Annotated in this window: 14 protein-coding genes; 7 read left to right on the plus strand and 7 right to left on the minus strand. The window is 73.4% G+C overall.

What is annotated here, in order from left to right:
• Positions 1-200 precede the first annotated feature (200 nt).
• Positions 201-1397 (minus strand): FAD-dependent monooxygenase, encoded by a 1197-nt coding sequence (locus ACF061_RS12530; RefSeq protein ID WP_392266821.1) that lies wholly within the window; start codon positions 1395-1397, stop codon positions 201-203.
• A 77-nt stretch (positions 1398-1474) separates the two neighbouring features.
• Here ACF061_RS12530 and ACF061_RS12535 point away from each other — a divergent pair, with 77 nt between their 5' ends.
• Positions 1475-2050 (plus strand): TetR/AcrR family transcriptional regulator, encoded by a 576-nt coding sequence (locus tag ACF061_RS12535; protein ID WP_392266822.1) that lies wholly within the window; start codon positions 1475-1477, stop codon positions 2048-2050.
• 182 nt (positions 2051-2232) lie between these two features.
• On the opposite strand, the gene ACF061_RS12540 is transcribed toward ACF061_RS12535, so the two are convergent.
• Entirely contained in the window at positions 2233-2817 is a 585-nt protein-coding gene (locus ACF061_RS12540) for a helix-turn-helix domain-containing protein (RefSeq protein WP_392266823.1), read from the minus strand.
• 119 nt (positions 2818-2936) lie between these two features.
• Here ACF061_RS12540 and ACF061_RS12545 point away from each other — a divergent pair, with 119 nt between their 5' ends.
• Positions 2937-3773 (plus strand): EamA family transporter, encoded by an 837-nt coding sequence (locus ACF061_RS12545; RefSeq protein WP_392266824.1) that lies wholly within the window; start codon positions 2937-2939, stop codon positions 3771-3773.
• Positions 3774-3823: 50 nt separating this feature from the next.
• On the opposite strand, the gene ACF061_RS12550 is transcribed toward ACF061_RS12545, so the two are convergent.
• Positions 3824-3988 carry a hypothetical protein gene (locus ACF061_RS12550; protein WP_392266825.1) on the minus strand — a complete coding sequence of 55 codons (165 nt, stop codon included), beginning with the start codon at positions 3986-3988 and terminating at the stop codon, positions 3824-3826.
• 122 nt (positions 3989-4110) lie between these two features.
• Positions 4111-5343: a GNAT family N-acetyltransferase gene (locus tag ACF061_RS12555; RefSeq protein WP_392266826.1), complete on the minus strand. Its 1233-nt coding sequence runs from the start codon at positions 5341-5343 to the stop codon at positions 4111-4113.
• Positions 5344-5887: 544 nt separating this feature from the next.
• Between ACF061_RS12555 and ACF061_RS12560 the strand changes: the two genes are divergently transcribed.
• Genes ACF061_RS12560 through ACF061_RS12570 form a run of 3 tightly spaced genes read left to right on the plus strand, consistent with a single transcriptional unit; the run spans position 5888 to position 10640 of the window.
• Positions 5888-7552, plus strand: coding sequence for a diaminopimelate decarboxylase family protein (locus ACF061_RS12560; protein ID WP_392266827.1), 1665 nt, complete (start codon positions 5888-5890; stop codon positions 7550-7552).
• Positions 7549-9543, plus strand: a complete 1995-nt coding sequence (locus tag ACF061_RS12565) for a hypothetical protein (RefSeq protein ID WP_392266828.1) — start codon at positions 7549-7551, stop codon at positions 9541-9543. The genes ACF061_RS12560 and ACF061_RS12565 overlap by 4 nt, the downstream gene beginning before the upstream one ends.
• 11 nt (positions 9544-9554) lie before the next feature.
• The gene (locus ACF061_RS12570) at positions 9555-10640 is read left to right on the plus strand and encodes a thioesterase domain-containing protein (RefSeq protein WP_392266829.1); all 1086 of its coding nucleotides are present in this window, start codon (positions 9555-9557) and stop codon (positions 10638-10640) included.
• Positions 10641-10982: 342 nt separating this feature from the next.
• Here ACF061_RS12570 and ACF061_RS12575 read toward each other — a convergent pair whose 3' ends face one another.
• Entirely contained in the window at positions 10983-11135 is a 153-nt protein-coding gene (locus ACF061_RS12575; RefSeq protein ID WP_392266830.1) for a hypothetical protein, read from the minus strand.
• A 77-nt stretch (positions 11136-11212) separates the two neighbouring features.
• Between ACF061_RS12575 and ACF061_RS12580 the strand changes: the two genes are divergently transcribed.
• On the plus strand, positions 11213-11704 hold the full coding sequence (locus ACF061_RS12580; RefSeq protein ID WP_392266831.1) for a KR domain-containing protein: 492 nt from the start codon (positions 11213-11215) through the stop codon (positions 11702-11704).
• Positions 11705-11892: 188 nt separating this feature from the next.
• Here the strand turns inward: ACF061_RS12580 and ACF061_RS12585 are convergent, their stop codons facing one another.
• Positions 11893-12063: a DUF5670 family protein gene (locus ACF061_RS12585; RefSeq protein WP_086727732.1), complete on the minus strand. Its 171-nt coding sequence runs from the start codon at positions 12061-12063 to the stop codon at positions 11893-11895.
• A gap of 247 nt (positions 12064-12310) precedes the next feature.
• Here ACF061_RS12585 and ACF061_RS12590 point away from each other — a divergent pair, with 247 nt between their 5' ends.
• A complete protein-coding gene (locus tag ACF061_RS12590) occupies positions 12311-12487 on the plus strand; it encodes a CsbD family protein (protein WP_392266832.1) in 177 nt (58 codons plus the stop codon).
• Positions 12488-12800: 313 nt separating this feature from the next.
• On the opposite strand, the gene ACF061_RS12595 is transcribed toward ACF061_RS12590, so the two are convergent.
• A complete protein-coding gene (locus tag ACF061_RS12595) occupies positions 12801-13028 on the minus strand; it encodes a hypothetical protein (protein ID WP_392266833.1) in 228 nt (75 codons plus the stop codon).
• Positions 13029-13045: the final 17 nt, after the last annotated feature.

The raw sequence follows: 13045 nt of genomic DNA on the forward strand, positions 1-13045 counted from the left end.
ACATCACCTACGGATCACCGACAGCCGGGTGTCGTCCCTGCGCTCCGCCCGTTCGCCTCCCGCGGGGCCGGCCCGCTCCCCCGGTGTCGGGTCACGGTCATGGGGATCGCGCGGTGCGGCAGGGGCGGCCCCGGGGGGCGTGTGCACCCGTGTGAGCCTCGTCCGGCCGCCGCCCCTGGGCGTCCTCGCCGCCGCGGGCCTCAGCCGGTGTGAGCGATGAGGTCCTCTCGGTCGGGCGGCCGCCAGCCGAGGATCGCAGTGAGCGCGTCGAGGACGGCCGGGCCGGGCATCATGCGGAGCGTCAGGTCGCGCAGGGCGGTGGCGGGGGCCCAGTGCCACTGGGCGACGACGCCGATCCGGTGGGAGCGCCGGGCGATCAGTCGGGTGCGGGGGCGTCGGAGCCGGTCGTAGGCGCTCAGCGCGGACTCCACGTCCGGATGCGCCTCCAGGAGCACGGCCAGGGTGACCGCGTCCTCCAACGCCTGGTTGGCCCCCTGGCCCAAATTCGGGGTCATGGCGTGCGCGGCGTCACCGAGCAGCGCCGCGCGCCCGTTGACGAAACTGGCCAACGGCGGCAGAGCATGGATGTCGTGGCGCATCACCGCCTCCTCGTCGGCGGCCGCCAGCAACCGGGGAATCGGGTCGTGCCAGCGTCCGAAGCGCCGGCGCAGCTCGGCGAGTTCCCCGCCGGGGCTGCGCTGTCCTTCGGGGGCGTTGGCGACGCAGAAGAGGTAGGTGCGACCGTCTGCGAGCGGGGCGATCCCCACTCGCTCACCACGCCCCCAGCTCTCGCCGCCGGCCGACAGGCGCTCACCCGTGTCGACGACGACGCGCCATGTGGTGTACCCGGCGTACCGAGGCGCCGGAGCCTGCGGCCACAGCGAGTGCCGCACGGTGGAACCGATCCCGTCGGCGGCCACCAGCAGATCGGCCCGCGAGACGCCCCTGCCGTGCTCGACCTCTACCCGCCCGCCGCGCAGGTCGGCCCTCGTGACCGCGGAGTCCCCGCACAGCACCCCTGCCGGAAGGGCCGTACGCAGGATGTCGAACAGCCGGGCACGGTGGATCATCACCACCGGCCCGAACCGGTCTGCCAGCTCCTGGGTGTCGGTGCGCGACAGCCAGCGGCCGGACCTGTTCCGGATTCCCGCCCGGGTCTCGACCAGGGCCTGCTCGCGAACCTGGTCTCCCACGCCGAGCGCGTCCAGCGCGCGCACTCCGTTGGGCCACAGTGACAGCCCCGCTCCCACCTCGCCGAAGGCGGCGGCGCGCTCCAGTACTTTCACCCGCCAGCCGCTCCGAGCCAGCGCGAGGCCGGCGGCCAGACCGCCGATCCCGCCGCCGACCACGAGCGCGGAGCGTTCACCGGCACCGCCGACGTGTTGTGACTTGGCCATCGGAACTCCCTCTACACCTGTAGTGGACAGCTCGACTCTACACTTGTAGAGGCAGAGGGGGACGAGGAAGGAAACCAGTGACCCGGACCACCCACCGACGGCGGCTGCTGACCGACGCGGCGATCAGCACCCTGGCCCGCTCCGGCATGCGCGGACTCACCCACCGCGCGGTCGACCAGACCGCCGAAGTCCCGGCGGGTTCCTGCTCGTACTACTTCCGGACGCGCCAAGAGCTCCTGCGGGCCACCGTGGAGCGTCTGGCCGAACTGGACATCACCGAGATCGACGAACGCCCCGCCCTCACCGGACCCGCGAGCCTCGACCAGATCGTCGAGGCCACCGCGAACCTCATCGAGCACTGGACCACCACCGGACGCGAACGCATGCTCGCCCGCTACGAACTCGCCCTGGAAGCACCCCGCCGTCCAGAGCTCCGTGCCGCCCTGCACACCGCGGGCAGTCGCCACCGGGCCGTGGCCGAGAACGTGCTCGCCGCGGCGGGCGCCCCCGACCCCGAGGCACACGCCAACGCGTTCGCGGCCCTCCTGGACGGCATACTCTTCAACCAGCTCACCGCGGCGGCGCCGCATCGGCTCACCCCCGGGCAGCTACGCCGGACCCTCCTCGGCCTGATCCGCACCTGGACGCCCTGACCGGCGCCGCCCCGACCGGCACGGAAGGGCACCACCGCCACCGCACCGCCGCTCGCTGCCGTCGCCGGCCGGTCCGGCCTCCGCCCCGCCACCGCCCGGATGTGGGCGAAGCACGCCGATGACGGCCGGACCCGCCGCCTCGCCGCGGTCGCGGCCGCTCCGGGACCGCCCGACCGCGCGGGTCAGCCCGCGGAGCCGGGGCCGGGCGGCAGGTGGACGGTCATGATCAGGTGGCAGGTCTCGTCACCGGCGCCGCGGTAGGTGTGGGCGGTGTCCGCGTCGAAGGTGGCCGTCTCCTGGGCGCTGACCGGGTACTCGGCGCCGTCGACCACGAGCACCATCCGTCCGGCGGTGACACTGACGGTCTCGACCACACCGGCCTGGTGGGGGTGGCTGGGGTACTCCTCGCCGGGCTCCAGCGTCCAGCGCCAGACCTCGGTGGCCGCCGGACCGCCGGTGGTCAGCATGAGCCGGGCCTCGCTGCCGTGCTCCCCCTTCCACAGGGGCACGACGGCATCGGCGCCCACGACCCGGACGCGTTCCTCGGAGCGGCCCTCCATCAGGGCGGAGACGGAGACGCCGAGGGTGTCGGCGAGACGGACCAGGGTCGCGAAGTTCGGGTTTCCCTGGGCCTTCTCCAGCGCTACCAGGGCGCCCTTGCTGACCTTCGCGCGGCGGCCGAGTTCGTCCAGGGACAGCCCGGCGCGGGTACGGGCCGCCCTGACGTTGTGCGCGAGCGTCCGCAGCGCCGCTTCGGTCTCGGCCATCGGTTTCTCCCCTCCAGTCAGGTGGACCAGTGCAGTGCACCACACGGTCGTTCGGTTGACGAACCCCGGTCGGTGCGTTGTACGGTTCAGTCGTTCTACTGATAGTAAGGGATGTACCCGTGATCGCTCTGCTGCTGGCCCTGGGCAGCTCCCTGGCCTACGGATGCGCCGACTTCCTCGGCGGCCTCGGCGCCCGCAAGGCCCACGTCCTGCGCACCGTGATGATCGCCGCCCCGGCCTCGCTCACCGTGGAGCTGCTGCTGTGGCCCTTCCTCGGCGCCTCCTTCGCCCCCGCGACCCTGGGCTGGGGCGCGGCGTCCGGCGTCGCTTCGGCGGCCGCGTTCGCCATGCTCTACCGCACGCTGGCGATCGGCCCGATGAACGTCCTCTCGCCCATCACCGCGCTGATCTCGGCGATGCTGCCGGTGGGCGTCGGGCTGCTGCAGGGCGAACACCTGGGTCCGGCCGGGATGATCGGCCTGCCGCTGGCACTGGCGGCGGTGGTGCTGGTCAGCGCCGGGCACGGGGCGAAGTCGGCCCGCCCCTCGCGCACCGCGCTGCTGCTGGCCCTCGGTGCCGGGGCCGCCATCGCCCTGCAGTTGGTCTGCCTGCACCAGGCGCCGGCGGACAGCGGCGTGGGTCCGCTGGTCACCGGCCGCGCCGTCTCCTCCGCGGTCACCCTCGCCGCGGCCGGGCTGATGTACCGGCGGCTGGGCGCGGAGAAGCCCGCGTACGCGATGTCGGCGACGGCCGGCGTACTGGACTCGGTGGCCAACCTGCTGTTCCTGCTCGCCGCCCGCAGCGGCGACCTGGCCGTGGTCGCCGTGATCACCGCCCTCTACCCGGCCGGCACCGTCCTGCTCGCCCGCGGCGTCCTCGCCGAGCGCATCCACCTCGGCCAGCTCATCGGCCTGGGCACCGCCGCCGTCGCCGTCAGTCTCCTCGCCCTGAGCTGACCCCCGTCACCGCACCGGTGTCCGCCGTCTCCGCGGTCCGCGCCCGGACGTCACCGAGGTGCGCGGGCGAGACCCGGAACGACGACCGCGACGGCGTCGAGCGGCGCACCGGCGTCGCCCGCCGGCTCGCCGGCCGCGGCAAGGGCGAGACGCGCCCACCGCGATACGCCGACCAGCAGCGCGTCCTGATCTCCTGCGTCGGAAACGACGGACACGTGTGGGAGAGCACGTCGTCCGACGGTGGACTCACCCTCGCCGGGTGGAGCACCGCACCCGGAGGGCGATCGGCCGGCGTCCCGGCAGAGGGGCGGCCCGGGCGGGGGCCGCGAGCGCGCGGTCAGAACCAGTGCAGGCAGTGCGGGGGGCGGTCGGCGCGGAAGAGGGCGTCGGCGAGGGGAGCCGCGCCCGGGCGGTGGGCCCGGATGTGTCCGGCGCGTACGAGCGTGCTCGGGGCGGTGCCGCCGAGGTAGACCGCGCCCAGGTCGCGCACGTCCAGGGACAGGTCGGGCTCCCGGTCCGTCGGGACGCAGCCGGCCTTGCCGTCCCGGACGGTCAGCAGGTAGCGGCCGTGTTCGCCGAGGAACGGGTCGTCGACGTCGAGGACCAGTTCGCCGTCCGTGAACCAGCCGCGCGTGGTCAGCGCACGCGGGACGTCCAGCAGCCGTACCCAGAGCCAGTCGGTCTCGCCGCTCACCTGGCCGGCGCGGAAGTCCGCGAACTGCCAGCGCAGCGGGTCCTCGGGCGGGACGTGCTTGAACACGACCCGGGTGACCAGGTCGTGTCCGAGCACGAACCGGGCCAGGGCCGTGAAGACGGCGTCGTCGATGGCGACGGTCTCGTCGACCGTCAAGGTGTCGGGCTCGTCGATCGAGTAGCTGGCGTACCCGTCCGGGACGCCGTCGGCGTCCCGGTGGACGGCGATGTGGCGCGGCGCCGACGAGATCGGGGGCTGCCCCGCGCGCGAGGCCCACCAGCGGTGCGGCCGGGACAGTGCGCCGGGCCGCGCGCGGCGGTACCGGTCGTAGACCTCTTCCAGGATCTCGCCGCACTCGGCACGCCGCAGCACCTCGACCGAGCCCGTGTCCGACCCGGCCGCCGGGGCGGCCGTTCCGCGCGCCCGGGGGAGGGCGAGGGCGGCCTGGTGGCGCGGCACCGTCAGCCGCCGCGTGCCGGTCGCCGGTCCGTAGCCGAACCTGCCGTAGATCGGGGCCTCGGAGGCCAGCAGTACGGAGAGGAGTTCTCCTCGGGCCCGCAACTCGGCCAGCTGATGCCGCATCATCGCGCTGAGCACGCCCTGGCGCCGGTGCGAGGGCAGGACGCCGACGGCGCTCACCCCCGCGGCCGGGACGAGGACCTCACCGGGCAGGGTGAGTTCGAAGGAGTACGCCACGGCGGTGCCGACCGGCCGCCCGTCCTCCGACAGGGCGAGCAGGCCGCGGTCCATTTCGAGCGCCGCCCACCAGACCCCGCCGCCGTCCTCGGCCGGGGTCTCCGGGAAGCGCCCGAACGCGGTATGAAGTGTGCCGACGAAGACGTCGAGGTCCTCATCGGTCGTGGGACGGATCTCCATCGCTGCCGCTGCCTCCCCGGGATACCGGCACTCACGATCCATGGCGCCCGCCACAGTGCAGCGTCGACCCGAGGCCCGGTCAAACGAATAACGGCCCAGCCCGTGGCCGGGTCACGGCACGGCCCGGTCACGCACAGCCCGGTGCCGGCCCGGCCCCGGGGGCGGGGGCGGGTCGCGGTGGGCGGTGGGCGGTGTCCGGACCCGTGAGGCCGACGCGCGCGGCGCCGACGTCACCGGCGCCGGCCTCACCCACGCTCACCTCCTCCACGCGAACCTCGCCGGCGCCGACGTCGACGGCGCCGCGACTCCCCGGCGCCGGCATCATCCGCGCCGAGCCGTGCGGCGTACGGAGTCCGACGGCGCGGCGGTCGGAGACCGGCGGGTTCGGGAGGCTGCGTCGGCGCCTGGGCGTACCGGTGGCCGGCTGCGACCCCGCCGCCACAGGGCTCGCAGCCGGTCCCGGGCCGCACGGATGTTCCCGTTGTTGCCCGGAGTCGGGTTGCTGGAGGATTACTGGTCCCAGTCGCACGGAGGGCCGCTGCCCATGCCCAAGCAGTACCCGCCGGAGTTCCGGCGGAAGGTGCTCGACCTGATCGCCGCGGGCCGTCGTGCCGCACGGACCGCCGCGGATCTCGGCATCGGCGACCGGACGGTCCGCGCCTGGCGGCGCCGGGAGCCGATCGAGGCCGGCCGGCCTCCCCGCACCACCGGCGCCGACAGCGCCGAAGCCGATGCGGTGCCGCGGCGGATCGCCGGGTCCGTGTCCGGACCCCGCACCTCGCGCGAACACCTCCGCCCCGAGGCAGCAGGGACCGGCTCCGGCAGCGCGGCGTCGGCCGCACACTCCGTCCTCGCTCCCGGAGGGCGCCCGAACCGAGCGGCCGGTGCTTCGCGGTCCCTCCACCCCGAGACATGGGGCCTGACGTGCGCCGCGGGAGCGCTGTGCCTGGAGGGGAAGCCGCTCTCGAGCCTGGCGGATCGCTGGGGAAGCCCCCTCTTCGTCGTCCACGGCGCCCGGCTCGCCGAGAACGTCCGACGCTTCCAGCGGATGCCGCGGGGCCGGTCGCTGGGTGTCGAGGTCTTCTACTCCTACAAGACCAATCCGGTTCCGGCCGTGCTCCAAAGACTGTCGCGACTCGGCGTCGGAGCCGAGGTGGTCTCGCCGTACGAGCTGTGGCTCGCCCTGCGGCTCGGGGTCGAGCCCGGAAGGATCATCTACAACGGCCCGGGCAAGACCCCGGGTGTCGTGCGCACGTTGGTCCAGAGCGATCTGCTGCTCACCCATCTGAACCACCGCGAGGAGATCGCGCTCGTCGCGCGGACCGCCGCGGAGCTCGGCAAGCGCACCGACGTGGGCCTGCGCGTGGCCACCTCCGACGGCTGGTCGGGCAAGTTCGGCGTCCCGATCGCCGGAGGGCAGGCGCTGGCGGCCTACGAGGAGGCCCTGGCGCATCCCTCGCTGCGGGTCGTCGGGTTGCACGCGCACCGAGGTGTGGCCATCGAGGACGCGGACACGTTGGAGCGCTTCGTCCGCGAGGTGCTGGAGTTCTGCGATGTGCTCCACGCCCGGCTCGGCCTCCGCGTGGAACTGCTCGACCTCGGTGGGAGCCTGGCGGTCCCGACGGTGCTGCCGCTCGATGCCTCGCCGCTCCCACTCGCCGAGCGGGTGGGGCGCAGGCTCACCGTCGAACGCTATCTGGCGCTGCTCGTCGAGCAGGTCGAGGATCACTTCCGTCGCGCCGGCCGACCGGCGCCTCGCGTCCTGCTGGAGCCCGGACGCGCGCTGACCGGGAACACCCAGTTACTGCTCTGCCGGGTCAACAGCCTCAACGCGCCCGGAGCGGGACCCGCGCACGCGATCCTGGACGCCGGCGAGAACATCGCCCACATCCTGCACCGCGAGTACCACGAGATCTTCCACGCCGAGCGGTGGGGCGGGTCCCGGACCGAGACCTACACGCTCGACGGCCCCACCTGCAGCCCCATGGACCGTCTGCGCCAAACCGTCGCACTCCCCCCGCTCCGGGTCGGGGACACCCTCGCCGTCATGGACGCGGGGGCCTATCTGGTCTCCTTCTCGAACTCCTTCTGCTTCCCGCAGCCGGGCATCGTGGTCCTGGACCAGGGCCGCGAGACGCTCGTCCGCCGCCCGGAGACCTACGAGGACATGACCGCCAGGGATCTCCACGCGAACGAGGTCTTTCGATGACGGCCCCTTCGACGGTCGCGCATCCGCCGCCGGACGAGCCGTTCCGCGTGCTCCGCGGCAACAGCGTGACGCTCTCGCTCGGGCGCGTCGAGGTGACGTACCCGGTGGCCGGACGGCCGCCGCGGATCGCCGTCGCCGGGCAGCCGCTGCCGATCGGGGACGCGCCGCCGGCCCGGGACGGGGTGGCGTTCGCCGTGGCGGCCGGACCGGACAGCGTCCTCGTGTCGGACCGCGACGAGAGGCTGGCGGTGCTCGTCCCACGCGACGGCTCGTCGCTGCCGCAGGCGCGGGCCCCGCTCTATGCCACGGGACCGGATCCCCGGCGCGCGGGCCACTTCCGTGTGAGCGTCCACGGCGCGTGCGCTTCGACGGGCGCGCTGTACGTCGCGCAGGCCTTCGGGCACACGACGGGCTGGGTACCGGCCGTGCACGGAGCCCTCGCCAGGCTCCCGGAACCGATCCCGTTCACCGCCGCGATCCGGCGGCAGGAGGACGCGGCCTGCGCTCGCCGCAAGGCCGAGGGCCCAGCGGGGCTCCATGTGGTCCCGCTCCGCTACAGCGACTCGGAGTCGGCGACGATCACACCCGCCGATGTCGCCAACCCCTCGCGACCGGAGCTCCTGAACCGCGAGGCCGCTCTCCTCTGGATCGCGGACAACCTGGAACTCGCCCGGGCCGGCGCGGGCGCGGCCGCCATCGTCAACGACTGCCGGCCGGAGACCTGGATCCTGCACCAGCTCGCCGAGCACGCGCAGCGCAGGGAGGTCCCGCTGCATGCGGTGCGCTACGCGTTCGAGGAGTTCCCGCGCCTGAGGCGGCTGGCGGTCCGGGCCCGATCGTCGAAACCGGTGACGGGAGTGGCCGAGCTCCTGGCCGCGTCCGCCCCGGCCATCCACACACGACGCGAGCTCCGGGACGCGCTGCACGCGTCGGGAACCGATCCGCGGCGCACTCCCTCGGCCGACTTCGAGGCCGCCAGCCGGGAGATCATGGCCCGTCTGCCTCAAAGCGGCACGATCTGGTACCAGGCCGTCGACTGGCGTGAGCGGCTGTCGCTGGAGTCGGGCACGCGGCCCTATGTGCTCGTCCCGCCGCTCGGCCAAGCCAGCGAGCTCTGCCCGGAACAGGCCGCGGAGCGGGCCGGCGCCGTACTGGCCCAGCGCTGGGCTACGCTCCGGCACCTCTTCACCCCGCGAGACGCACGCGGGGTGGCGCTCGTCTCGCAGGGCAACGGCTTCTCCGCCCGCAGCCGCCGGCACTGGCGCACGATGCTGGCGCTGGCGGCCCGAATGGAGGAGACGCAGTTCCTCTTCGCGGGCGGCAGCGCCAAGGACCGTGCGTGGCTGGCCCTGGAACTCGAGCGCCGGCCACGCGCGAACGTGACGCTCCTCGGATGGGTCGACGAGCACTGGAGCACGTTCCTCCGGGCGCTGCGCGCCAAGCCGCGGGCGGCCTTCGTCTGCCGCCCCGGCCTGAGCAGCATCGGCGCCGCGCTCGCGAACGGCGTCCCCCCGCTCCTCATGTCGCCCGATCCGCTGGCGGCGCCGGACGGAACCGTGGACGCGGTCACGGCGGAGGTGGCCATGGAGCGCGCGGTGTACGCGTTCCAGCTCGATCGGCTCTACGCCACCCAGTGCGCCGAGCACCCCGGCTCGCCGCTGCCGGTCCTCGTGGACACCCTCGGCGACGACCGGCACAAGGCGCTGCTCACGCTGCGCCGAGCGGTGCAGCCGGACGTCCAGTCGCGCCAGCGGGCAGCGATCGACGGGTACTGCGACTGGTCGCGCGTCGCGCATCTCATCGCGAGCGTGCTCGCGCACGAGGCGGTCTCCGGCGCGCTGCCGACGCAGGTCAAGCGCCGGGTGCGGGACCAGGAACTCCTGGTCCGTCGCGAACCGTCCGGCGCCGGCCGAGGACGCCGTGCCGGAACGCGTCCGGGTCGGCCCGAGCACGAGCGACGCGCAAACGCCCCCGTTCCCGGACACGGCTGAGGAAGAAGGACATGCCCCCGCGACCCGTGCCCCCCAGGGACATCTACGAACTGCGGCTCTGGCAGATCTGGTCGGATCTCCTCCACGTGGACGGCATCGGGGTGAAGGACGACTTCTTCGCCCTCGGCGGCGACCACGCCAGGGCGAAGGCCGCCCTGGCCACGACGGCGGCGCGGCTCGGCGCTCCACCGCTCCCGATGGAGACGTTCCTCCAGGAGCCGACGATCGAGCGCATCGGCTGCCGGCTGCGCGCGCGGTCGAGGAAGCTCTGCGAGCAGCCCGTCGTGCCGCTCCAGCCGCACGGCTCGAAATCCCCGTTCTTCTTCCTGCCGAGTGGGGAAGGAAACGTCTACTACTTCCACGCGCTCGCCCGCCGGATGGCGCCGGACCAGCCCTTCCACGCCCTCCAGACCCGAGGGCTGCACGGTGCCGCACCGCCGTTCGACCACGTGGAGGACATGGCGGCCGACCACATCGAGTCCATGCGCTCCGTACAGCCGCGCGGGCCGTACCTCCTGGGAGGTCACTGCGTCGGCGCCATGGTCGCACTGGAGATGGCCCTGCAACTGCAGCGCCGCGGGGAACGCGTCGCCTTGCTCGCCGCCATCGACGGCCTCGCGCCCGCCCCCTTCTTCCGCGACGAGATCACCGAGACCGTCCAGGACCCGTTCGAGGCCCTGGTCTTCTTCGGCAGAGGATTCAAGTCCTGGTTCGGCCGGGAGCTCCCGCTGAGGCGCGAGACGCTGCTCGCCGTCGAGCCGGAGCGGCGACCGGCGTTCGTCATGGAACTCGCCAGGGAGCGCGACATGTTCGCACCGGACGAGCCCGACGACCGGGTGAGCCGTGTGGTGGACCTCGCCGCTCGCATCTGTCGCGCCGGGTATTCTCCCGAGGACGTCTACTCGGGCCCGGTCTCCTTCTTCCGCGCCTACGACTCCGCGCTGTGCGAGACCGCCACAGGAGGCTGGGAAGAAGTCTCGACGCGGCCGCCGCGCGTCCGGGAGCTCCCCGGCGACCACGTCACGCTCGTCGTCGAGCCCCACGTCGACCGCCTGGCGCGCGAACTGCGGGCGGCCATCGCCGAAGCTCAGGTGTGACTGCCCGTCGGATTGGCGAGCAGCGGCCTCCCCGCCCGAAGCCGCTTCGTCCAGGACGTCCTGACCCACCGCACCGTGACCTCCACTGCACCTGCCCTCCGACCGGAGCCCACGAGCAACACGGTTCGGGTGGCATCCGGGTATCGAACACAGCCGGCTGCCACCGGTTCGCAGGCGTACCGGGTGGCCCGTGTTCCTTCGGGTCGCGGCCGAGTCACCGGTCTGCGAGGAGCGGTGTCGTGGAACGACGCCGCCGGGGCCCCGGTTCCCAGCCCCTTCACGGTCGTCGAGCACGTAACCGAGGAGCCGAAACCGAGTGGGCGTCACCGCGGACTAGGCGAGCTAACGCCGTCGCTGCCTCGCCCACAGCTTGGTCACGATGAAGACGAAAAGACACGCCCAAACGACGACGAGGACGACTTCGCCCCAGGGGGGCAGGTCGGGACGCCCGTCGCCGGCCAGCGGTGTCCGGGCCATCGTGGCAGCACTGTTCATGCCCTGCGGCTTCCCCGCCACCGGGAGCCCACGCGTGGGCCGGGACCGAGGGACCGACTCGGTGAGGACGACGCGCGGTGCCGGCGGACCATCCGCTGACCGGTGTGGTGCGCACCGCGGGGGTGCTGGACGGCGGCGTCGTCCCGGCGCTCACCACCGACCGGCTGAAGCGAGTGCTGCGTCCCGAGGCGGACGCCGCGCTCGCCCTGCACGAACTGACCCGGGGGCACCAACTGGCCGTGTTCGCGCTGTTCTCCTCGGTCGCGGGCGTCTTCGGCTCCGCCGGTCAGGCCAACTTGACGCGGCGGTACACGCCTCGCACCGCGTCCGCACCGAGGGCTGCGCCCGGCCGGCCGGTGAGGCGCGCCCCGCGACTCGCCGCCCCCGGCGCCGTCATCGACTGCCGCGAAACCCTCCACCGGACACTGGCCCGGCCGCCCCTTCGGCACGTCCGGTCCGGTGCCGCCGCCCGGGGACCGGGAGGAACCGACAGCCGTACCGGGCAAGCAGCGGCCCCGCGGAACAGGAGGCAGGGTCCCACTGCTGGTTCCGCGGGGCCGCCGCTTTGATCGCGTACCCTGCCGTGCGCCCGATACGCCCGATCTCTTCCGACCACTGAAGTCGTGGTGCCGTGGCGGTCGGTCCCCCGGCCGGTGCCGCCCGCACGACGATCTCGACCGGGCGTTCACACACGTGCGGGGCCCGGCCGTTTCCGGCCGGACCCCGCTCCGTGATCCTCGCGCTCGGTCGTCCTCACCTACCAGCGGTACCAGCGGCCCCTTCGACCACCGCTGTCCGCGGAGCGGACGACGAAGCCGAGCAGCCACACGACGAGCACGATCACCGCGATCCACCACAGTGCCTTCAGCGCGAAACCCGCACCGAAGAGGATCAGAGCCAGCAGAAGAACCAGAAGCAGGGGAACCATCGATATCAACCTCCTGGCCACCGGATGCCCTTACTTCGGCTCTACAAGCACACAAAATACGAGTTTCTTCCATCGAGTGAAGGGCATGCGCATACGCCGCCAACGTTCCCCCTCTCCCACCTCTCACGCAGCACGGCCATCCCCTTCCGGTCACTCAACATGTTGCTGTGGCCAAAGGTTTATCGACTCGGTGCGGGGTCATGCGCACAGCCAGCACATGAAACCGGCACCGAGGAAGGTGAGCGACATGGCCGCCAGTGAGAAGGCCCGGGCCAAGGCCGAGCAGCTCGTCGGCAAGGCCGCCCAGGCAGCCGGACGCGCCACCGGCAACCGGAAACTGATCGCCAAGGGCCACGCGGCCGAAGCGGCGGGCAACGCCCGCGAGGCAAAGGAGTCGGTCAAGGACGCCGCCCGGCCCCGATAAGGGCGCGGAGTGCCTGCGCGTGGGGGCGGCCCCGGGATGCCGGGGCCGCCCCCACGCCCGCGCTTCCGCCTTTTCGCGGGCGGGGCGCGGCAGGGCCGGCGCCGCGGGGCCACCCGGGCCGTCGGGGCGTCGTCCCCCGGCATCGGGACTGCGCGGCCCGCGGGGACGACGCTCCGCCCGGGCTCACCACCTCTCGCCGGCCCGCTCTCGGACCGTGCGGTTGGTCCGGTCGGAGAAGCGGGTCATCGCCGTCTCCGGGCGATCGCACTCGACCGCCCCTCGCCGAATCCGTCGCCCGTGCGGTTCGGCGAGGTCAGTGCCGGGACGCGATGATCAGGAAGAGGATCAGGACGCCCAGGGCGATCAGGCATCCGGAGCCGCCGGAGGACGATCCCCTGCGGAACTCGACCATCCCGCCCGGTACGACGTCCGGGTGGCTTCGGCCGTAGTGCGCCTCGATCGCCCGCGCCCCCTGGGATTCGCTGCCCCAGGCGGTGTGGTGTCCGCACTCGCCGCACCGGTACCGGTAGCTGTCGGCCATGACTGTCTCCTTCTGGA

Source organism: Streptomyces sp. NPDC015220 (assembly GCF_043079345.1).
In the GTDB taxonomy this organism is placed as follows: Bacteria; Actinomycetota; Actinomycetes; order Streptomycetales; family Streptomycetaceae; genus Streptomyces.